The 21,746-nt window shown below is 43.3% G+C and carries 23 protein-coding genes; 13 read left to right on the forward strand and 10 right to left on the reverse strand.

Annotated elements, in window-relative coordinates; genetic code table 11:
- The first annotated feature begins 1 nt into the window (after position 1).
- From hisA to DXX94_RS03910, 8 genes are all read left to right on the forward strand, one after another.
- Positions 2 to 766, forward strand: coding sequence for a 1-(5-phosphoribosyl)-5-[(5-phosphoribosylamino)methylideneamino]imidazole-4-carboxamide isomerase (gene hisA, locus DXX94_RS03875; RefSeq protein ID WP_116013981.1), 765 nt, complete (start codon positions 2 to 4; stop codon positions 764 to 766).
- Complete coding sequence (gene hisF, locus DXX94_RS03880) at positions 766 to 1,539, forward strand: imidazole glycerol phosphate synthase subunit HisF (RefSeq protein ID WP_116013983.1); 774 nt, start codon at positions 766 to 768, stop codon at positions 1,537 to 1,539. Before hisA ends, hisF begins: the two co-directional genes overlap by 1 nt.
- A gap of 2 nt (positions 1,540 to 1,541) precedes the next feature.
- A complete protein-coding gene (gene hisIE / locus DXX94_RS03885; protein ID WP_116013984.1) occupies positions 1,542 to 2,162 on the forward strand; it encodes a bifunctional phosphoribosyl-AMP cyclohydrolase/phosphoribosyl-ATP diphosphatase HisIE in 621 nt (206 codons plus the stop codon).
- Positions 2,163 to 2,552: 390 nt separating this feature from the next.
- Positions 2,553 to 3,703, forward strand: a protein-coding gene (locus tag DXX94_RS03890; RefSeq protein WP_116013626.1) for an IS3 family transposase whose coding sequence is annotated in 2 segments (ribosomal slippage) — positions 2,553 to 2,799 and positions 2,799 to 3,703 — 1,152 coding nt in all. Because the reading frame shifts where the segments join, the coding sequence is not laid out codon by codon here.
- Positions 3,704 to 3,975: 272 nt separating this feature from the next.
- Positions 3,976 to 4,329 (forward strand): hypothetical protein, encoded by a 354-nt coding sequence (locus DXX94_RS03895; RefSeq protein ID WP_116013986.1) that lies wholly within the window; start codon positions 3,976 to 3,978, stop codon positions 4,327 to 4,329.
- Between the two features lie 59 nt (positions 4,330 to 4,388).
- Positions 4,389 to 4,790 (forward strand): ACT domain-containing protein, encoded by a 402-nt coding sequence (locus DXX94_RS03900; protein WP_116013987.1) that lies wholly within the window; start codon positions 4,389 to 4,391, stop codon positions 4,788 to 4,790.
- Positions 4,791 to 5,530: 740 nt separating this feature from the next.
- A complete protein-coding gene (locus DXX94_RS03905) occupies positions 5,531 to 5,833 on the forward strand; it encodes a DUF6559 family protein (protein WP_116013989.1) in 303 nt (100 codons plus the stop codon).
- Positions 5,834 to 5,893: 60 nt separating this feature from the next.
- Positions 5,894 to 6,349, forward strand: a complete 456-nt coding sequence (locus DXX94_RS03910) for a GNAT family N-acetyltransferase (RefSeq protein ID WP_220348169.1) — start codon at positions 5,894 to 5,896, stop codon at positions 6,347 to 6,349.
- 265 nt (positions 6,350 to 6,614) lie between these two features.
- Here the strand turns inward: DXX94_RS03910 and DXX94_RS03915 are convergent, their stop codons facing one another.
- The 6 genes from DXX94_RS03915 to rppH form a co-directional block, all read right to left on the reverse strand.
- Positions 6,615 to 7,016 (reverse strand): MAPEG family protein, encoded by a 402-nt coding sequence (locus DXX94_RS03915; protein WP_116013992.1) that lies wholly within the window; start codon positions 7,014 to 7,016, stop codon positions 6,615 to 6,617.
- 188 nt (positions 7,017 to 7,204) lie between these two features.
- Positions 7,205 to 8,056 carry a thymidylate synthase gene (locus tag DXX94_RS03920; RefSeq protein WP_116013993.1) on the reverse strand — a complete coding sequence of 284 codons (852 nt, stop codon included), beginning with the start codon at positions 8,054 to 8,056 and terminating at the stop codon, positions 7,205 to 7,207.
- Entirely contained in the window at positions 8,053 to 8,874 is an 822-nt protein-coding gene (lgt, locus tag DXX94_RS03925) for a prolipoprotein diacylglyceryl transferase (RefSeq protein WP_116013995.1), read from the reverse strand. The genes DXX94_RS03920 and lgt overlap by 4 nt, the downstream gene beginning before the upstream one ends.
- A 151-nt stretch (positions 8,875 to 9,025) precedes the next feature.
- The gene (locus DXX94_RS03930) at positions 9,026 to 9,817 is read right to left on the reverse strand and encodes a sulfite exporter TauE/SafE family protein (RefSeq protein ID WP_116013997.1); all 792 of its coding nucleotides are present in this window, start codon (positions 9,815 to 9,817) and stop codon (positions 9,026 to 9,028) included.
- A 58-nt stretch (positions 9,818 to 9,875) separates the two neighbouring features.
- The gene (ptsP, locus tag DXX94_RS03935) at positions 9,876 to 12,134 is read right to left on the reverse strand and encodes a phosphoenolpyruvate--protein phosphotransferase (RefSeq protein ID WP_116013998.1); all 2,259 of its coding nucleotides are present in this window, start codon (positions 12,132 to 12,134) and stop codon (positions 9,876 to 9,878) included.
- A gap of 200 nt (positions 12,135 to 12,334) precedes the next feature.
- Positions 12,335 to 12,841, reverse strand: a complete 507-nt coding sequence (rppH, locus tag DXX94_RS03940) for an RNA pyrophosphohydrolase (RefSeq protein ID WP_116002335.1) — start codon at positions 12,839 to 12,841, stop codon at positions 12,335 to 12,337.
- 149 nt (positions 12,842 to 12,990) lie between these two features.
- On the opposite strand from rppH, the gene mutH reads away from it, so the two are divergent.
- Positions 12,991 to 13,674 carry a DNA mismatch repair endonuclease MutH gene (gene mutH / locus DXX94_RS03945; RefSeq protein WP_116014000.1) on the forward strand — a complete coding sequence of 228 codons (684 nt, stop codon included), beginning with the start codon at positions 12,991 to 12,993 and terminating at the stop codon, positions 13,672 to 13,674.
- Between the two features lie 136 nt (positions 13,675 to 13,810).
- Positions 13,811 to 15,238 (forward strand): sensor domain-containing diguanylate cyclase, encoded by a 1,428-nt coding sequence (locus DXX94_RS03950; RefSeq protein ID WP_116014001.1) that lies wholly within the window; start codon positions 13,811 to 13,813, stop codon positions 15,236 to 15,238.
- A 49-nt stretch (positions 15,239 to 15,287) separates the two neighbouring features.
- On the opposite strand, the gene DXX94_RS03955 is transcribed toward DXX94_RS03950, so the two are convergent.
- From DXX94_RS03955 to DXX94_RS03965, 3 genes are all read right to left on the reverse strand, one after another.
- Complete coding sequence (locus tag DXX94_RS03955; RefSeq protein WP_116014003.1) at positions 15,288 to 16,163, reverse strand: D-hexose-6-phosphate mutarotase; 876 nt, start codon at positions 16,161 to 16,163, stop codon at positions 15,288 to 15,290.
- Between the two features lie 67 nt (positions 16,164 to 16,230).
- Positions 16,231 to 17,406 carry a mandelate racemase/muconate lactonizing enzyme family protein gene (locus tag DXX94_RS03960; RefSeq protein WP_115999836.1) on the reverse strand — a complete coding sequence of 392 codons (1,176 nt, stop codon included), beginning with the start codon at positions 17,404 to 17,406 and terminating at the stop codon, positions 16,231 to 16,233.
- Between the two features lie 81 nt (positions 17,407 to 17,487).
- Positions 17,488 to 18,258, reverse strand: coding sequence for a class II aldolase/adducin family protein (locus DXX94_RS03965; protein ID WP_116014004.1), 771 nt, complete (start codon positions 18,256 to 18,258; stop codon positions 17,488 to 17,490).
- A 118-nt stretch (positions 18,259 to 18,376) separates the two neighbouring features.
- On the opposite strand from DXX94_RS03965, the gene DXX94_RS03970 reads away from it, so the two are divergent.
- A complete protein-coding gene (locus DXX94_RS03970) occupies positions 18,377 to 19,180 on the forward strand; it encodes an NRDE family protein (RefSeq protein WP_116014006.1) in 804 nt (267 codons plus the stop codon).
- A gap of 11 nt (positions 19,181 to 19,191) precedes the next feature.
- Here the strand turns inward: DXX94_RS03970 and DXX94_RS19255 are convergent, their stop codons facing one another.
- Entirely contained in the window at positions 19,192 to 19,368 is a 177-nt protein-coding gene (locus DXX94_RS19255; RefSeq protein WP_181901471.1) for a hypothetical protein, read from the reverse strand.
- A gap of 367 nt (positions 19,369 to 19,735) precedes the next feature.
- Here DXX94_RS19255 and DXX94_RS03975 point away from each other — a divergent pair, with 367 nt between their 5' ends.
- Complete coding sequence (locus DXX94_RS03975) at positions 19,736 to 20,959, forward strand: threonine/serine ThrE exporter family protein (RefSeq protein ID WP_116014007.1); 1,224 nt, start codon at positions 19,736 to 19,738, stop codon at positions 20,957 to 20,959.
- Between the two features lie 22 nt (positions 20,960 to 20,981).
- Positions 20,982 to 21,647, forward strand: a complete 666-nt coding sequence (locus DXX94_RS03980) for a TetR/AcrR family transcriptional regulator (protein WP_116014009.1) — start codon at positions 20,982 to 20,984, stop codon at positions 21,645 to 21,647.
- The last annotated feature ends 99 nt before the right edge of the window (positions 21,648 to 21,746 follow it).

A 21,746-nucleotide genomic window follows, 5' to 3' on the forward strand; every position in this document is an offset into this window, starting at 1 on the left:
GGTGCTGATCCCTGCAATTGATTTAATTAACGGCGAGGTAGTTCGCCTATACCAAGGTGACTACGAGCAAAAAACCAGTTACCAAACCTCTGCCGCCGAGCGTCAAGCCAGCTATGCCCAAGCAGGTGCAAAAGTAATGCACTTTGTTGATTTAGACGGCGCAAAAGACAGCACAAAACGCCAACTCACCTTACTAAAAACCTTAGTGAATCACTCAAGCATGATTATTCAAGTCGGTGGTGGCGTGCGCTCAAAACAAGACGTTGACGATTTATTGGCATTGGGCGCAGATCGCGTGGTCATTGGCAGCCTTGCGATTAAAGAGCCGCAACTAGTACGCGAATGGCTAGTGGAATTTGGCGGCGAGAAAATTGTACTTGCGCTTGATGTAAAAATTGATGAACAAGGCAACAAAACGCTACCAACCCACGGCTGGATTAAAGACAGCGGCGTTAACCTTGAAGAATTGTTAGACGACTACCTAGCCGCAGGCTTAATTCACGTACTTTGTACTGACATCAGCAAAGACGGCACGCTTTCTGGTAGCAATGTTGGCATGTACAGCGAACTTTGCAGCCAATACCCTAGCATTCAATGGCAAGCTTCTGGCGGAATCGGTTCGTTAGCGGATATTGAAGCACTTAAACCCACAGGTGTGAGTGGCGTAATTTTAGGTCGCTCATTATTAGAGGGTAAATTCACTTTAGATGAAGCGTTAGCATTATGGCCGAACGACTTTAAAAGCGCCACACAAGGAGCACAATAATGCTAGCGAAACGTATTATTCCATGCCTTGATGTACGTGATGGCAAGGTAGTCAAAGGGGTGAAATTCCGTAACCACGAAATCATTGGCGATATTGTACCGCTGGCGCAAAAATACGCCCAAGCTGGTGCCGATGAGTTAGTATTTTATGATATTACCGCCAGCTCTGATGGCCGCGTAGTGGACAAAAGCTGGGTGAGCCGTATTGCCGAAGTGATCGACATTCCATTTTGTGTCGCAGGTGGTATTAAATCCGAACAAGACGCGCGTGAAATTTTAATGATGGGCGCCGATAAAACCAGCATTAACTCCCCTGCCCTGCAAGATCCAAGTTTAATTGAACGCTTGGCAGATCGTTTTGGCGTGCAATGTGTGGTGGTGGGTATCGACAGCTATTTCGACAAAGAAACGGGCGCTTACCAAGTGTACCAATTTACCGGCGATGAAAGCCGCACGCAAAAAACCAGCTGGCACACCTTTGACTGGATTGAACGGGTGCAACAACTGGGCGCGGGTGAAATTGTTTTAAACTGCATGAACCAAGACGGCGTGCGCCAAGGTTATGATATTGACCAACTAAGCAAAGCGCGCGCGGTTGCCAACATCCCTTTAATCGCTTCCGGTGGCGCAGGTGAAATTGCCCACTTTACTGACGTATTTAAACAAGCAGATGTTGACGGCGCACTCGCTGCTAGCGTATTCCACAAAGGCATAATTGATATGGCAGAGCTGAAACAAACACTAAAAGCTGCCGATGTAGAAATAAGGATTTAACCGTGATTGTTACTCTCGAAAATTTTAACGAATTAGCATGGCAGAAAATGGATAACCTATTGCCGGCTATTATTCAAGACAGCGCAACCGGCGCCGTGTTAATGCAAGGTTTTATGAACCAAGAAGCGCTTAAAGTCACCTTGGAATCTGGCAACGCCACTTTCTTTAGCCGCTCAAAACAGCGCCTATGGATGAAAGGTGAAAGCTCTGGCAATGTACTCGCGGTTAAACAAGTGCTAGCCGATTGCGATCAAGACTCTATTTTAATTGCTGCAGTGCCGCATGGCCCAACATGCCACTTAGGTAATCACTCTTGTTTTCCTGAAGAAAAACTTAGCCAGCAAAACTTCCTATCTTACCTAGAGCGTTTTATCGGCGAACGTAAAAACGACCCAGTCGAGGAGAGCTACACCGCTCGCCTGCTCGCTAGAGGCACAACAAAAGTTGCCCAAAAAGTGGGTGAAGAAGGCGTAGAAGTTGCCCTTGCTGCCGTGGCGGAAACCAAAGAAGACTTACTTGGCGAATGTGCCGACCTTTTCTACCACACACTAGTATTACTTGAAGACAAAGGGGTTAAGCTAAACGAAGTAATGGAAGTGCTTCAGAAGCGTCATAGTAAGTAGTTTAACCATTTCCATTGAATAAAAAGATCAAACTAGGACTGTCTAGTTGATAGTTTAACGTTTAACACTTTCACTCGTTTGATCTTTTTTCTTCAGTATCAATATTGTTGTCACAGCTATAGTGCTTTTAGTCACTTCACTTAACACCTCTAGCCATGTAATTTAGCGGTACCCGGCAAATTCGTTTTTATATTAACAGCGGCATATATCGATACTGTTTATTTATACATAACGACTAAATTTTTTTTATTTTCAGGATCGTGGACATTTTGTCCAACTTTATCCAGAGCTAACATAGTCAAAGTTAAAAACCTTGAAATATTATTAACTGAATCGACCAGATTTTCCTAGACACAAATAAGTTGTAAACTTTGTGTCCTAGGAGGATGAATGAGCGCTAAAAGATTTCCCGAAGAATTTAAGGTTCAGGCCGTTAAGCAAGTGACTGAAAAAGGTCACTCCGTTGCAAGCGTTGCAGAACGGTTAGATATCTCGACAAATAGTCTTTATATCTGGTTAAAACGCTATGGCAGTAACAGCGAACACTACCAAGAATTATCCGAGCAAGAAAAGCGTATTAAAGCGCTTGAGAAAGAACTAAAGCGTACTCAACAAGAACGTGATCTATTAAAGGAAGCCGCCGTGTACTTTGCGGGCGAGTCAAAGAAAAGTACACGTTCATAAAGTCTCGGCTCAACCAATACCCCATAAAGCTGATGTGCCAAGCGTTGCAAGTTCACCGCAGTGGCTTTCATGCTTGGTTGCAAAAGCCAGAATCCAAGCGAGCTAAGGATGACAAGCGCTTAACGGGTTTAATCAAACAGTCTTGGCTTGAAAGCGGCTGCGTTTACGGTTATCGCAAAATTCAAAGTGATATGTTGGATTTAGGTGAAGTTTGCTCAAAGAATAGAGTTCATCGATTAATGCAGTTATCAGGCATTCAAGCTCAAGTCGGCTATAAGAAGCGCAAAGGCAACTATGGCACTAAGCCTTCTGTGGTCGCAGATAACCAGTTAAAACGACAGTTTGATGTAGTACAGCCAAATCAAGCTTGGGTAACTGATATCACTTATATTGATACGCACGAAGGCTTTCTCTATTTAGCCGTAGTTATCGACTTGTTTTCTCGGCAAGTCGTTGGCTGGTCGATGCAATCGATGATGCATACTGATTTAGTCTTAAGTGCATTACTCGCTGCTGTATGGCGAAGAAAACCTAAGCAAACGGTTATTATACATTCCGATCAAGGCAGCCAATTTACAGGTTATGACTGGCAACGATTTGCTGCTGAGCATAATTTATCACTCAGTATGAGTCGTAGAGGTAACTGCCATGATAATGCTGTTGCTGAGAGCTTCTTTCAGTTGCTAAAACGTGAACGGATCAAGCGAAGAAAATACAAAAATAGAGAAAAAGCTAAGGAAGATATTTTCGATTACATCGAAATGTTTTATAACAGCAAACGTAAACATGGTTATCTAAATAATCAGTCTCCAACTGACTATGATAAAACCTATTTTATGAATCAAGAAAACGTCTAGGGTAGTCTGGTCGATTCAGGTATTCAATCTGACAACAGTATTTTGTACTGGTTTTTAGTACTTTGTTCTTTTGGGGTCGGTAGTTTTATTGGCCTTTATTGTGAGCAAAAGCTAATAAAAAAACGCCTAAAGAAAATAGTACGCCTAAATCTTAGCTAATCAGCTAGTTAGCAAGAGCAAATGCCGCTGGCTTTTGCTCTTTCTTCGTTAGTTTTAACCAAGTGCAACAGGCAGTTTAACGCCGAGTTATCAATATCAGAAATTAGGTGGCAATGGAAAGCTCTAATCACCAATGTGAACACGAGAAAAACTCGAAAAGATTGAGCTTAATCGCTAAGGTCTTTTTTCCATCAATTGCCGTTTTCAGCGCTTTAATTTATCAACAATATCGATTTAGCGTCGATACTATTGAAGTTAAAATCTTCTCAAAAAATATTACATGGACAGAATTTTGTGGCGAGTACCAATGCATTGAATCTCCGCAGTTCAACATTATTACATTGGAAGAGCACTTTACGACATCAGAAGATATTTACCACCAAATAGAGCCTAACAACACGTATTTTCTCAGCATCAAAGGCTGGACTTTGTTCAAGTCCAAAAGAAAGGTTGTAAAGGTTTACTAGTAAACATGCTTTTAGCATTATCTTTAGCAGCACTTATAGCAAAATAACAGGAAACAACTATGTCTGGCATCACTGATTTAGACGAGTTATTACGCGCTATGCGCCCCAAACTAGTGGGTTCAGAATTTGTATTCTGCACGGTTTCTGGTGTGCTAGCAGATTATGCTCAGCTAAATCCAGTTGCTACCTTTATTGAATCTGAAGGGTTAACTTTGGTGCTAGAAAAGTCAGCGGCAGAAGCCGCAGGTTTGTCGTTTGATGGCACGTATCGCCAAATTACGTTAACGGTTCACTCTAGTTTGGAAGCAGTTGGTCTTACTGCTGCAGTTGCCAGCAAGTTAGCATCAAAGGGCATTAGTGCTAATGTTATCGCCGCTTATTATCACGACCATATTTTTGTGCAAAGTAGTAAAGCTGAAGCAGCAGTTTCAGCGTTAGAAGAATTTAGTGGCCAGAGTTAAGCTAAATTAGCTGAGCTGAATGAGTTGAGCTGAATTAGCTGAACTGAATAAGCCGAGCCATATGGCTAACTAAACATTTGGAGTGACGTTCTACTCCCGCTGATTTTCTCGCTAATTTTACGTGTGTTTCACGTCACTGGTAGCAATGCCATAGATACTAAATCCAAATAAAGTCGCATTTAATATGACTAGACCCCCACTTCCTAAACCCTAAATACACTCTAGTTATTGTTCTAATATCAGCATTTATTGTATTTGCCTTCTTTGCAAACGAAGCGAGAAAAGAAGTTTACTTTTTGTGTGGGAATGTTAATCAAGGCACTTCAATTGAAAGCATAGAGCGGCAATTGGCCACTATTACGTTATCAAGTTGAACTTGGCGATCAAGGTAAACGTATTGTGCACAGCAGCTGGTTAAATTTTCATAGCATGAGCTGCACGATTGAGTTTGACGAACAAGATAGAGCTACAATGGTAACCTACACCTCGTTTACGCGCTAACTGGCAAACGTGCTAGCTGACTCTGGCTAACGACTAGCCTGACTAACAAAACAAGGGTTAGCCAAGTAAAAACTCAATGCTTACGTTAAATTGAATACTTTATTCATTTTGTTATCAATTTGTTACCAATTTGTTTTGATTTGATCGTTGCAAACGCCTAATACAGTTGTATAATTCTTGACCTTGAATTATGGGCGGCAATATGACGTCTGCCGCGTTGTAAACGCTAAGGAATAGCTATGTTTAGATATTGGTCATTAAAAAAGTACGGCACTAAGTTGCAGCCAACACTTGAAAAACGCTACGGAAAACAAGAGTTCTACTCTGCCCACCAAATACGTGCAACCGTCTATCAAAAAGACTTTAACCCTAAGTTCCTTCCTCTCGGCTATTTGCTTTTTTTAGAGCCCAGTGAGCTTGATAGTGTGTTAGCAAGAGAGTTTCCTGAGATGAACATTGAGGAATACAAGCAGGAAATTATTAGTTATTTAGCTAACAAAAGTTATGAAGGGCACCTGCAAGTATTAAAACAAGCCAGCTAGTTGTTAAGACAAGCAAAACTGTGATTCAATATCGCCATTCTTTGGCGATATTGAATTATGATGAACTGGCAAATTAAGTCTTTTGAGCAGCTTACCACCAACGAGCTTTACGATTTTCTCAAACTTAGAATAGATGTGTTTGTTGTTGAGCAAACCTGCTATTACCCCGACCTTGACGACCTAGATCGTCACCCTCAAACTTTGCATGTATTCCAGTATAGTGGCGATAACATTGTGGCCTACTTACGTATTCTTCCTAAAGGAACCACTTATCAAGAATACAACAGCATTGGCCGCGTGATTATTGCTGATAGCGCTCGCGGCACAGGCTTAGGTCATGATCTGCTAAAGACAGGCATCGCCACCTGCCAAGCGCACTTTAACGAAAGGGCGATTAAAATTTCAGCGCAAGAGCATTTGGCAAAGTTTTACGGCCGACATGGCTTTAAACAAGTGACCGAAATGTACCTAGAAGATGATATTCCACATATCGGTATGCTGTTAAGTGAAAACTAAACGCTGGCTAAGTGTTGACTAAATACAGACTAGATACTGACTAGGTATTAGCCATGAAAAAACGCGCATAAAGCGCGTTTTTTAACGTTTATTACTTGGTATTTATTGTTTGATATTCACTTTCTGGTATTCACTGCTTAATACTTTTCTTTATAACTAAGTGTTATCGCTACGCCCTATTCACTGGCGATAGCCAAGGAGTTGCAGAAGGCAATTGGCGGTAATAGTCAATAGACTATTAGTTACAAGCCAGTGCGCCAAACGCTTATAGGTAAGTCATCACCAAGAAAGTAACTGGCATTACAAGCAATATAATAAAAGTTGCCAAGGTACCGATTTGGCGCGCTAGAGAAACCCCTAAAGTTTTAGTTAAGCCCATGGCATGAAGCACACGTCCTAGTAAAATAGTTAAGCCAAAAATGTGTAGCCACATTTCAGCTAAGCCAGCCAGTTCCAATACGGCTAACATAATTAATGCTAGCGGCACATATTCAGTAAAATTGGCTTGAATGCGAATGGCTTTTTCTAATGCCCTTACCCCATCACTGCCAATGCTCACTTTATGCTTTAAGCGCAATCGGCTGACATTGAATGACAAGGCAATAAATAATATTGCTAGCAAGCTGGTGTACAAACCCGTAATTGCTAACTCTGCTGAGATACTCATAGTGAATTCCTTATTGTTGTTATGTTTTTTTATTTAATATTAAAAGCTTATTGAAGTTACTAAGCTAAAAGCAAGCTAAATCATACAAATCGAGCGAATCATAATTGAGACTAGGAGCCCAGCTCAGCGGATAAAAAAATAGGAGCGGTTATGCTCCTATTAAATTCAACCAGTCAATTACCGTGCTGCTATACCGAGAACGGGTATGCAATAGCGTCGTGATGCTCGTAGCCTTCTACTGAGAAGTCATCAAGCGTCACCCAAGTTTCAATATCTTCTAGGGTTTTAATATCCGGATTAATATTGAGTTTTGGTGCTGCAAACGGCTCACGCTTAAGCTGCACATTCTTCATTAAGTCTAACTGGTCTTCATAAATATGTGCGTTAACGATTTTATGATACGCCATACCAGCTTTGTGACCAGTAATTTGCGCCACTAACGCCAGCAACACATACACTTGAATTTGGTTAAAGTTAAGCCCTAAGGGCACGTCGCACGAACGCTGATAACTCGTGAGGTAAAGCGTATCACCCAACAAAGAAAAGTTGTGTGTGTGCATACATGGGCGTAAACAGCCCATATGGAATTCACCAGGGTTGTAGAAAGATAAAATTTCACCGCGATCGTCAATGCCGTTTTTCAGGTCGTTAACCAATTTAGCTAGTTGATCAACCACGCCGCCATCAGGCTTTGCCCAGCCGCGACCTTGCACGCCATAAACACGCCCCATATCATCGTCACCTTTGCGATGAGGGTTGTTTAACCAAGCGTCGTTCTCGTTGGCGTTAGCATTCCACGTGTTACAACCGATGGCACGAAAATCGGCAGCATTGTCATAACCGCGCAAATAACCAAGCAGTTCTGCAATGGCTGCTTTCCAAAAGCTCTTACGAGTTGTAATTAACGGGAATTCATTGTTGCCGACATTATAGTTAAGTTCAGCATCAATAACGGTTAGGCAACGTTTACCTGTGCGTTTGTTATCAACCCAAACACCTTCATCAACAATGCGCTGGCATAAATCTAAATACTGTCTCATTTGCTTGCTCCAGCAATCGCCGCTTTTGCTTGCATATTACGACCAATCAAAATAATGATAACGCCTGTTAGGATCATCGGGAAACTCAAAATTTGGCCTTGGGTAATATTGGCAAAAATAAAGCCTAAGTGTGCATCGGGTTCGCGGAAAAACTCGATAAAGGTTCTAAATACACCGTAACCAATTAAGAAAGTCCCTGACGCTAAACCAAGCGTTCGAGGTTTACGCACAATCCAGTAAAGAATGGCAAATAACACCACGCCTTCAAGTGCAAACTCATATAACTGCGAAGGATGGCGCGGCACTGCTAGCGGATCATTCGGGAAGACAACACCCCACGCCATATCAGTTTGGCGTCCCCAAAGCTCAGCGTTAATAAAGTTACCAATACGCCCCATGCCTAAGCCAATTGGCACAAGCGGCGCAACAAAATCACCTACTGCTAAGAAGCGTTTATTGGTTTTGCGGGCAAATAAGAAAATTGCGGTAATTACGCCTAGCAAGCCGCCGTGGAACGACATGCCCCCTTCCCAAATTTTAAAGAGATACATCGGCTCAACCAGCAAATATTCAAACTGGTAGAAAAATACGTAGCCTAAACGACCACCTAAAATAACTCCAAGGAAACCATAAAAAAGTAAATCGCTTACTTGGTCACGTGTCCATTCGCCTTTGCTGTTATCAGCAGCGCGATTAGCGATAAACATGGCGGCAATAAAGCCTATTAAATACATTAACCCATACCAGCGGATTGCTACCGGGCCAACACTAAAAATTACCGGGTCTATAGCCGGAAATTGAATAAATTCAGAGGACATGAAAATTCTTATAATTCCACCAACTTTGCATTGGCGATAGGTTGTTAAAATTTGATTAGATTATGCCTAGTTCCACGAGCAAATTCTAGCACTGCTCTATGCTTGCTCTCAGTAATTTGTAAATTGTTTTTTAGCAAGGTTTTAACGACAGCTAAAATGCCATTCTTATCGCCACGAGAATTAAAAACACCGCGAACGCTTTTTTTAACGTTCGCACGGGTAATTTCGCTGAAAGCTTTACGCCGTAACGCGCAAACAAAGATGACGTTAAACTGATCCCCACCAGTGCGGGCAAATAGATATAGCCTAAGCTCCAATTCGGCAAGTTAGTTTGTTCAAGCCCTGTGACGATATAGCCAAGTGAGCCAAACAGCGCGACCACTAAACCACAGGCAGTGGCAACGCCAATGCTTTGCCGCATTTGCACGCCAAAATAACTCAGTAATGGAATTAATATTGCGCCCCCTGCAATCCCCATCAAACTTGCCATAATACCCGTAATTAAGCCTGAAACTTGAAACACAAATGCGCTTGGCATCGCTCTAGAGGTAGGTCGTTTAATGGAAACCAGCATGTAAACCGCTAACAAGCTAACCGCAGTGGCAAAAATGTAGGTTAATGTTTGGCCTGACAAGGTATCAGCGATAAAAGCGCCAAGTAAGGCACCGACAGCAACCACGAGCATGATTTGTCTCGCCAATTCCCAAGGAATATTGCGATTTTTATGATGTGCACGTACCGCAGAGACAGAAGTTAATACGATGGTTGCCAACGAAGTTGCTAGCGCTATTGGCATAACAATCGATGGGTCAACGCCAGCAATTGGCAGTAAATAGACCAGTGCTGGCACAATCACTAAGCCACCACCTATGCCAAGTAAACCCGCTAGCAGGCCAACGAGTGCACCTAATACCAAACAAGAAATAAAAAACGTGGTTAGCATCTCAGCTCTTTTGTTTGTGTGAATGCTAAATTTGCCTATCGCAATAACGCAACGAAAGCTACATACCCGCTCTAACAAACCCGCCTAGGCCAAGTGACTCCAATTGTTCGCTCAGGTAATTGTGAACTTGTTGAGCATTACTAAGGGTTAGTGCGTGTGACAACATGACTTTGGCGCGTTGCAATTCAACGTGGCGAATCACCCATTTAACGCGGCTAATGTTGTACGAATTCATGCTTAATTTATCGTACCCCATGGCTAATAATAGCAGAGCTCCCGCAGGCTCACTGGCTAATTCACCACATAAACTTAATGGCACCAAATACTTATTCGATTCTTGCGCAATAAAGTTGAGCGCTCGAAGCACCGCTGGATGATAGAAATCATAAATATTTGCAACTCGTGAATTGTTGCGATCTACGGCCAATAAATATTGAGTTAAGTCGTTACTGCCAACCGAGAAAAAGTCTACCCGCTGAGCTAACTCTTTTAATTGATAGAGCACACCCGGCACTTCCAACATAATGCCAACACTCGGCTTAGTCAGCTTTTGCTCATATTCAGTACACAACTCATGATACGCCTGATTAATTAAGCGCACAGCATCATCAACTTCGCCAACGCTGGAGATCATCGGCAACATAATTTCTAAATTATTGCAGCCGATATTGGCGCGGATCATCGCGCGTACTTGCAGTAAAAATATTTCAGGATGATCGAGCGTAATGCGTATACCGCGCCAGCCCAAAAACGGGTTATCTTCTTGAATGGGGAAATAAGGTAGTGCTTTATCGCCGCCCACATCTAAAGTGCGCATGGTCACGTTATGGCTTGGAAAGGCTTTTAAAACTTCTTGGTACCACACCGTTTGTTCATGCTCTGACGGGAAACAGCTGCGATTCATAAAAGGAATTTCAGTGCGATAAAGTCCAATGCCCAGCGCACCCACCTTTTGCGAATGTTCAAAGCCCGCACTTAAGCCGGCATTAAGCACCAGCTCAATACCCCGACCGTCAGGTGTTACTGCTGGTAAACCAATTACCGCCTTTACTTTCTCGGTTAATGCCGTTTCTTCGTCAATCAGGTGACGATATTCTTGAACTAACGTGGCATCGGGTGAGATAAATAAATCACCGCTGTAACCATCCAATATCGCTTCTTGATGGTCAAGGTGGCTAAGCGACAATGAACTGATGCCCATTATCGCAGGCAGCCCCATGGCACGCGCTAGAATCGCTGCGTGTGAGTTGTTAGAGCCCGTTACCGAAACAATCCCTTGCAGGCCGCGTTGCTGGTATTCGGCAATCATAGATGCGGTTACATCATCGGCGACTAAGATAAACTGCTCAGGTAATTTTTCGCTTTCCAACGACAGTTGCTGTAAGTTAAACAGCACACGGTTACCAAGGTCGCGAATATCGCTCGCACGTTCGCGCAAGTACGCTTCTTCAAGCGCTTCAAACTGTAAGGCATAGTGATCAATTACTAGCTTTAACGCACTTTCAGCACACCAGCCTGTTTTTATCTTGGCCTCAACCTCTTTGCCAATACTGGCGTTGTCGAGCATTTGCTTGTACATCTCGAAAATATCAAGCGTGTCTTGCGCGACGATGTGGTTGAGTTTCAAGCTCATAGCTTCAAAATCAACGCGCGTTTTTAGCACCGCTTTGTGATAACGCTCAATTTGCTCGGCACTGGCATACACTTTTTGCAGCGATAGTTTTTTTAAATCAGCTCTGGGCTGCACCACTCGCATAGGCGCCATGGCAACACCGGCAGAGCCCGCAATACCCGACAACTGTTGAAACGGCTGCAAGCCTGTTTGTGCCGCTTTGCCATGCTTTTCAGCATCCGCTAACACCGTCGCTAGCTGCGCCGAAAGCGTAACTAGAAAGGCTTCTTCATTCTCGTTAAAGCTACGTGATTGCTTTTGTTGAATTGACAAAATGCCAATAACTTTACGCTGATGAATAATCGGTGTGCCCAAAAACGCCCGTAAGTCGTCTTCTTGAACTTCTGGTGCTTGCTTAAAATGAGGATGCGCATGAGCATTGGCGATATTGAGCGGCTCTTCACGTTGTCCTACTAAGCCGACAAGGCCCTCAGTAAAACCGATACGAGTGTAACCCAATGAGCCTTTAGCAAGGCCATCTGAGGCCATTAATAAGAAGTGCTGATGCTGATAATCAGCTAAGTAGATAGAGCAACAGTCAGTATTCATCGCCTGTTTTACTTGCGTTACAAGTTGTTGCAGCGCGATTTCCAACTCCGGTTCGCGGCCAAACTCCAACACAATGCGGCGTAACGTGGTTAACATGCAATTCCTTTTCTAAGCGCTTACTGCGCAATTTGCTCAGATATATTTGCTCTAATGTTTCTCTAAAAAGAAGTCGTGGTGATGGCTCCACATTACTGCAGAATCTTAAGCAGAAAATACGGCAGAAGATACAGCAGAAGATAATAAAATCGCCCGCGATAAGCAGGCGATTAACACATAATAATAATCTTTTACGACAATCAGCTACGACGTTTTCTACGGTCATGACGATGAAAAGGCATTGCGCTTGAGGCAAATTCCTTCATCACTTTGCGATAAACATCCTTCTTAAAAGATACTACCTGTCTGACAGGATACCAGTAGCTTACCCAACGCCAATCATCGAACTCGGGGTGTGATGAGTGCATTAAATTCACAGCAGAATCATCTGCCACTAGTTTTAGCAAAAACCATTTCTGTTTTTGGCCAATACATACGGGTTTACTATCGTGTCTGATAAATCTCTTTGGTAATTTGTACCTTAGCCAATGCTTACTTGTTGCAACAATTTTAACGTGTTCTGGCTTTAAGCCCACTTCTTCGTATAGTTCGCGATAAAGTGTTTTTTCAGCAGACTCGCCCTCATCAATTCCACCTTGTGGAAATTGCCATGAATGTTGCCCAAAACGCCTTGCCCAAAATACCTGTCCCCTGTCATTGATTATTACTATGCCGACATTGGCTCGATAGCCTTCGGCATCTATCACAGGAACTCCCAGCAACAAATTCGTTATGCTTTGATTCTTCCACAAAGTCATGGCCTGAGCAAATTATTTGCCAGATTATTTTTTGCTGCTGAATAATCAGGTTAGAATGTCGACAAACTTAACCTCGCTCCACTACCTAACGTCACTAAATGATTACCCCAAAAGAAAATATTCCCGATTCTGAGCACGCATTAATAACTAAAGCACAAAGTCTTGCGGGCTTTACCCTTGGTGAAATTGCGGCACAAGCTGGCATTGAAGTACCTACTAATTTGCTCCGCGATAAAGGCTGGCCGGGACTGTTATTGGAACATACTTTGGGTGCAACCGCTGGCTCAAAACCAGAGCCTGACTTTCCTGAACTTGGCATTGAACTTAAAACCATTCCCATTAATCGCCAAGGTAAACCACTGGAAACCACCTTTGTGAGCGTTGCTCCATTCACCGGCCTAGTGGGTGTGAATTGGCAAAATAGCCATGTAAAAAATAAATTAAAGCGCGTGCTTTGGGTGCCGATTGTGGCTGAACGTGAAATGCCAGTGCCTGATCGCATTGTCGGCATGCCTTTTTTGTGGTCGCCATCACCAGAGGAAGAAGCGTTACTCGCAAACGACTGGCAAGAGCTGATCGACATGATAGTACTCGGTGAAGTAGAAAATATTAGCGGCAAACACGGACAAGTGATGCAGCTAAGACCAAAAGCCGCAAACAGCAAAGCTAAAACTGATGCCTTTGATAAACATGGCCGCCGCTTTAAAACGCTACCGCGAGGCTTTTATCTTAAAATACCCTTTACCCACGGCTTAATTAAAAAGTACTTAAGGGTTGGCTAGCTTTAGTAGTCAAAGGTTTATGGCTGAAAATACCGTTTATTCTGGGCGAGCGCATATTTCTGTATAGTTGCAACCGCATAACATCCTCAATATGATGTGGTTTAGTTTTAGACTGCGGTGCATGTGAGTACATTAGATGAGGTTAACAAAACGATTTGATCGACATGTAACCTTAATATTTATCACCACCGTTATCGTGCTGATAATTACCTCATACTTCACCTTTAATAAAGTGATTCGTGATCACTTTAACCATCAGCAACAAGCGGTAGTGCCGCTATTATCTCTTGCCACCAATGAAATTATTCGCCCGCTGACGATTTCTCACCATATCGCCAAAAATCACTTTATTAATCAAGTGGCTCAAGCTGATACGGTTAATATCGAACAACTTGGCTCTTACCTTAAGGGCATTAGCGATGCCTACGGATTGTTGGCGTTTGTTGCTTTTGAAAAGCATAACTTCATGCTTGACTCAGACTATAAGCAATCGCCACTGACCAGCGATCGTGCAGAGTGGTTCCACCGTTTGAAGGACTCCGAGCAAGAGCAAATTGCCGATATCGGCAATGTAGAAAACCCACACCTTTATTTTGATGTAAAACTGCGCGATGCACAGGGCGCATTTCTAGGCTTTGCCGGTGTCGGGGTCGATCTTGACCACTTCTCTGCGAGTTTTGGCACTTTTCGCGATAAATTTGGCTACGAATTATATGTTGCCGATCAGCAGCATAATATCACCATCACCTCATCATCACTGATGAAAACCGAAAGCCACCACCGCAAAGACGAAATTGTAAATTTAACCAGTTTGCCTTGGTTCGAATCTTTTGCTGCGCAAGAAAAAAAAGGACGTTCAAGCGATATGGTTGAGGTCAATGGCAGTCAATATGTGATCAGTAAAATTGCGATTCCTGAACTTAAATGGCACCTTTATCTTGTCGCTCCTCCGCCTTATAAACAAAGTACTTACTGGCAGCAACTCGTTAGTACGGTTTTTGTATTTTTGCTGGTTGTACTGGCGTTGTATTTTGCCTTTGAATACAAAAATACTGCGTTTAAGCATGATTTAGTCAAAGACTCTGAAACTGACTTTCTAACTAAACTCCCCAATCGCAGCTTTATTAATTGGAAGGCAGAAGATATTCGCAGTAAACATCGGTTTTTGTCTGTGGTAATTGCTGATATCGACAAGTTTAAAAGTATTAACGACCAGTACGGACATTTGGCTGGCGATGAAGTGTTAAAGTTAATCGCCACTGAACTGTCGAACTCACTGCGACAATTTGATGTAGTAGCCCGTTGGGGCGGTGAAGAGTTTATTATTATGCTACCCGATACCGGCCGCAACCAGGCATTTGAAATTGCCGAACGCGCTCGCCAAACCATAGCGAGCCGACAAATAAGGCTAGAGAAACAGTCGCCCATGGTTAACGTAACATTGAGCTTTGGCTTAGCCGAGGGTGATTTAAACGTAGAATCGCTAAATGCTATTGTCAAACGCGCTGATCGCGCCCTTTATCAAGCAAAAGAAAATGGTCGAAATTGCGTTATTATTGGGTAGCTATTGGCTAGCTTACGTTTACCTTAGCTAGCTATAGCTGAAACATTACTTACGATAAGCTGGTTACACTAATCACTTGGCCAAACGTCACCGACTTTCCCGATGCAACGGAAAGCGGCTGAGTATTCGCCGCTTCAAGACAAACATACTCTTGTTCGCCACCTGCATGGACATCTGCCATACCTGCCGCCGTTTTCTGCCCAGGATTCCATAGTACCCAATTGTTCACCTGGCTAGGCATTAGATGAATGACTCGCTGCTTGCCAGCGTCGACGATCTTCATTTGCTGATCAAAATAGTAAATACGATCCAGTGGCCCTACTGCGTTCTCAAGTGAGTCTTGCTGGCCTTTTTGTTCGCTGAGTTTGCAATCAAAAGGCACATTATCAAGGTTTGGAATAGTCACCTGAGCAGGGTTACTAACGGCGAAGTAGCTATGTAATGCGCCGGTAAATTCAATTGTGTCTGGTGATTGGTTTTCAATGGTTAGTTGCTGCGTAAACGTTTCACCCAAGACAAGTTTTTGTACAACTTTGGTTTTAAAAGGCCATTGCGGGTGCTGGTTTTCTCCTTGCCATACCAATTCAAGCTCTACACCTGCTTCAGTAATTAGTGAATTGCTTAGTTGCCAGACGACGTTACGAGCAAAGCCATGATTACCCGCACCCTCAGCGTTAGGGTGTGCACCAAACCAAGGCCAACACAGCGGAATACCGCCGCGAATCGCCTTGCCTTGTGAATAATCAGACGAATTCGATAGCCAAAAGACTTCTTCTTGCTCACGTGGCTGCCAAGCAAGTACTTGGCCGCCATACAAGCTAACACGGGCATGACAAGATTGATGTTCCATCACTAGCTGCGCTAGCGACTCCCCTAGCCCTTCTTGCTTGATACGGCCAAAGTTATTCTCACCAATCAATGTCATGTTAGCTCCGTAGTCGGTTTACAAATAAAATATCTAGTTAAATGGTAATTAGTTGCTGGCTAAGCGCTTATTTAACCGTAACGTGCGGTGAGCGCTTAACAACTTCATCGTTAAGCTCAATGCCGATACCCGGTGTTTCTGACACTTCAAAGAAACCATCAACTGGCTGTGGATCTTGAATACAAAGTTCACGGTTCCACGCTTTGATGGCGTAAGTGTGATGCTCGTGAATCAAGAAGTTTGGAATAGCCGTTTCTAAGTGTAATGACGCAGCCGTTGCTACAGGCCCGCCACAAACATGCGCTTGCACGCGAATATCGTAAGTGTCGGCATAGTCACACACTTTTTTCGCTTCAGTGAAGCCGCCACACAAGCCAACATCTGGTTGTAATACATCAATACTTTGATCTTCAAAATAAGGGCGGACATCCCAACGGTGGTACAAACGTTCACCACCAGCAATTGGCACATTGACGCGATCAGACACTTTTTTGTGCACTTTTGAATTTAAGTAGTTCACTGGCTCTTCGTACATCATACAGCCAACCTCTTCGATCACTTCACCCATTTGAATTGCAGAAGCGGCGCCCATTAGTGAGTGTGATTCAAAAATAATATCAACGTCTTCACCCACAGCGTCGCGAATAGCGCGCAAGCGATCACCAAATAAACGCATTTGTGGTTTAGTAAATAACTTGGTTCGATCAAACGAGGATTCGCCATTGGCGTCATAAACAATAGGGTCTACTTTTACTGCGTCATAGCCTTCGGCCATCGCTTTTAATGCAGCTTCGGCATACTCGGCAGGCTCAATCAATTTTTTACACTCTTTATCCCAGTCAAACTGCAACTGGCTCGCGTAAGTGCGTAGTTTGGTATTTGTTTTACCACCAAGTAACTGATAAACCGGCAAGCCTAATGCCTTACCTTTGATGTCCCAAAGCGCGGTATCAATGGCACTCATCGCCGCATAAAGTACAGGGCCACCACCTAGTCCCCAGAAGCTTTCACGTAGCATTCGCGACCACAATAGTTCGGTTTGAAACGGGTTAAAGCCAATTAATACCGCCTCGGCAATTTCTTTGATCATCGCGGCTGCAGCACTATGACCCCAGTCATAAGCCAAACCAGCTTCACCCACCCCGTGAATCCCCTCGTCGGTATGAATACGAACAAATACCGGATTCCATGGTGGGCGCTCAGGGCAATGGATATCAAAAATTTCTACGTGGGTAATTTTCATTGGGGATTCTCTGTTATTTATTTGAAATTATCAGTTTGGTGTTATCTAGGTTAAATAAAGCTGGACGAAATCGTGCAGTTATTAACTTGCAAAGCTTGGGTCAAGGCGATAAATACGGCGCAACATTGCTGGCCATGATTTTTGCCCACCAGTTAAACCTGTATGTACGACATTCGCTTGTGCTTTGATGTTATCGACAATGCTTTGGTCAACTTCAATCAGTTCTTGGCCTGTTGCTTGAACTTGCAATTGTACTTGGCAAGCGCGCGTTAAGTCATACATATGCATAAAGGCATCACCAATGGTTTTACCGCAGGTTAAGCCACCGTGATTGCGCAGTAACATAAAGTTAGCCGTACCTAAGTCTGCTTGTAAGCGCGCTTTTTCATCTTCGTTTACCGCTAAACCTTCATAACCGTGATAGCTCATTGATGCCAACGCAAATGCCGAATATTGACTAAGTGGCTGCAAGCCATTTTTTAAGGTTGCCACCGAAATGAGTTCATTGGTGTGCAAATGCAATACGCACATAGCATCGTGGCGCACTTCGTGTACTGCGCTATGAATGGTAAAGCCTGCTGGGTTGATTTCAAACGGGCAATCTTTATCTAAAATGTTGCCTTGCAGATCAATTTTCACCAAGTTAGACGCGGTGATTTCGTCAAATGCTAAGCCAAAGGCATTAATAAGAAACTCGTCAGTGCCGGGAATACGTGCTGAAATGTGGGTATAAATCAAATCATCCCAGCCGTGTAAGTAGGCTAAACGGTAACAAGCCGCCAAATCTATACGGGTCTGCCATTCGGCGTCTGAAACTTTATCTTTTAGGTTAAGTTGAGGAAGTTCGAACATGTTGTTTTCCACTATATCGTGCTGGCGACAACTTTAACGCACCCCAGACTTTTGTTAAAGGCTGGGATCCGCTAAGTTATAGCGATTACTCATAAATTAGCCGCCGACTTTAGCAAATATGTGTATTTTGTTTATTGCCTTACATCAACATCCTAAATATCCGTTAATCATTGCGGCAAATCGTGACGAATTTAGGCAACGACCAACAGCCGCAATGCATTGGTGGCAATCACCAACAGCTGATGTTGAACCTTCCGTACTTGCAGGCAAAGACTTAAGCGCAGGTGGCACTTGGCTGGCGATTGCTCGTTCAGGAAAATTTGCCGCACTAACCAACTTTCGCAAGCTGCCAATTGATAATTCACGTCAATACACCAGTCGTGGTGAACTTGTATTAAAAGCGCACCAATTGGGAAATGCTGAGCTAACCCAGTTACTAAGCACGCAGTACCAGCAATATCAAGGTTTTAACTTACTATATGGCGATCAACATGGTTTAACCTGCTTTGATAGCGTTAATCATCAATTTACTGAGAATAAGGCTGGATTTTTTAGCCTGTGCAATGGTGCACTAGACGACATTTGGCCCAAAATGGCACGTGGCGAGCAAGCCCTTGAGCGCTTTATCGCAAGCCAAAGCACTAGGGAGCTTAACCACCAAGACCTGCTTGGTTTATTGCAAGATAACCAAACTGCACCGGATAATCTGTTACCCAAAACTGGCTTGCCCTATGAATGGGAAAAGCAGTTAAGCGCTATTTTCATTCGCGGCGAGGAATACGGTACTCGCTCTTCGTGTGTTTATACGCTGCGCTTTGACGGTGTGGCACAGGTGACCGAAGTGACCTACGACAGGAGCGGCGATATTGACAGCCAAGTTGAATTTTCTTGGCAAACTGAAACTAAATCGCTGCTAACTTAAAACACTAACCGTTAGCCAAAGGCATTTTTTAGAATTGCGATAAATAAAGAAGCAAACACAAGCACGATTAAAATCTTACTGTATTTTTGTTGTGTCGGCTGATCGAGCGGTTTACCAAATTTTTCCCCTAATATCACCATAATGGCAACACTGATAAACACAAGGGCAAGAATAATAAGTAACGTCATGTGGAATCCTGATTAATGCATCCTATATTTATACCAATTTCAATAAATACTTGATCATTCTGGCTGGTTAAAATGCCCACAAACTGCGTTGTTATTTTTGAAATTAGAACAACTAGTTACCAAAAAATAACGCCTTGTTTATGAACCTTTTTCCTACGCCATAATTGATCAACTAATTAATTCAATTGGTATTACTTGATTAACGGCTAATAGCTAATGGCTTAATTTACGGTAAAAAATACGTAAATTGGTTACTTTAGCGCCGTTAGGCATACGCAGTATCAAGTTTTGACTGTAAAACTAACAAGATTTGTTTACCATACGCTAAATAAGTGTCAAAGCAAGAATAATCAGGGTTTAACCAGCCATGCCACAAAGTGCAGAATTCAAACAAAAGCGCCGATTTATCATTAGTTTAGGTAAAGCGCTTCATAAGTTTGGCACTAACTCTTTTCGCTCTGAAGCACACCTGCAAAACGTCGCCAATTTTCTTGGCGTCAAAGCATCTTTTATTATTACACCGACCTCGCTTACTTTTGTCTTAATTGATGATGAACATTGCGAGCACAATTATATTGTGCGAGTAAAACCCGGTGATTTGGACCTGGGCTCGCTTGCAAGAACTGATGAGTTAGTTGAAGAGTTAAGCTCGGGTCAACGCAGCTTAGCCGAAGCAACTGAGCGCATTGAAGAGATCTACAACAAACCCAACCCATACGGTAAAACCATCACATTTTTAGCATTTGGTGCGTCAAGTGGTGCCTTTGCTATGTTAATGCACACCAGTTGGAATGACGTACTTTGGTCAGGCTTACTCGGTTTGGTGGTTGCCCTATTTGTTTTCTGGTCTGAACGCTCACAGCGAATTTCAGAGTCGCTAGAGCCTTTATCTGCGTTGGTTTGCGCCTTAATTGCCTCTGCGGTGACTAATTACGATCCCCACATCAATATGGCACTGGTGATATTGTCGGCCATTATTGTGTTTATTCCCGGCCTGTCACTAACGCTGGGCTTGTCTGAGCTTGCTGCTCGACACCTTGTGTCGGGAACCGCCCGCATAATGGATGCCATTATGGTGCTCTTTAAGCTGTACTTTGGCGCTGTTTTGGGTATCGCTATTGGTAACTTAATTTGGGGAACAGCTGAATTTATCCAGCCGTCAGCTATGCCAAATTGGACCTCTTGGGTTGCGGTAACCATTTTATCTATGACCCTAGTCATCATGTTCCAAGTGCGCAAAAAAGATGCGCCTTGGGGGATAATATCCGGCTATATCGCTTATGGCGCGACACTTTGGGCGACACCTTATTTAGGCTATGCCCTTGGCGCCTTTGCCGGCGCGTTTGCTTTAGGCGTTTACAGTAACTTATTCTCACGTGTGATGAATTTGCCAAGCAGTATTGTTATGCTACTTGGTCTGGTTGTATTGGTACCCGGCAGTAAAGTGTATATTGGGTTAAACTCCGCTGTTTCTGGCCAAAATATGTTGAATACGCCAGATACCGCCTCGCAAACTTTTTTGATTTTTATGTCGCTTGTTGCAGGCTTAATTTTCGCTAATGTTGCGGTACGTTCACGCAATACGTTGTAAACAAGAAAGCCTTGTAAATTAAATGACTGCTAAATCAACCACCGACAAAAAACAAACTAAGCCACTGACTAATCAGACCGACCCCAATACATCAGCCAAAAGTAGCTATCACCACGGTGACTTGCGCCCTACTTTGTTGCAAGCCGCGTCAGAAATGATTAATGCGGGTGGAGTTGAAGCGCTTTCATTACGTAAACTTGCGGAGAAAGTTGGCGTGTCGCGTACCGCCACTTACCACCATTTTAGAAACAAACACGACTTATTGTGTGCTGTTGCGGCAGAGGGGTTTTTTCGCTGGCAAACCATCGAGCAAGCAATATTCAACGATACAGAGCGGCCAATTAACGACAGGTATCGTCAATTTATCTTTAAATACATCGACTTTGCTGCCAACAACCCAGCAATTTACGACTTGATGTTTGGCCATACCCTATGGAAAAACGATCATTCAAACCAAGAACTGCGCGACATCGCCTATCCTGTATTTCAACATCAGGTAGAAATGACCAAAGCTTGGCAGCAGGCAGGCATTTTACCCAAAGAGGAAAATACCTTGCGCCTCGCGCAAGTAACTTGGGGCACTATGCACGGTATTGCACGCTTGTTGATTGATGGTATATACGCTGACGCTAATAGCATTGAAGAAATGTGCGAGTGTGCAGTTAATGTCTTTCTTGCCAAAAAATAAATGGCGTCGTTGGCAATGCGCTAAGCTGATTTCCCAATAAGTTTACATATTTTGTAACACAATTAGCACACACAAAATTAACACATCATTAACTTTTGA

Source organism: Thalassotalea euphylliae (genome assembly GCF_003390375.1).
GTDB classification, from domain to species: Bacteria; Pseudomonadota; Gammaproteobacteria; order Enterobacterales; family Alteromonadaceae; genus Thalassotalea_F; species Thalassotalea_F euphylliae_A.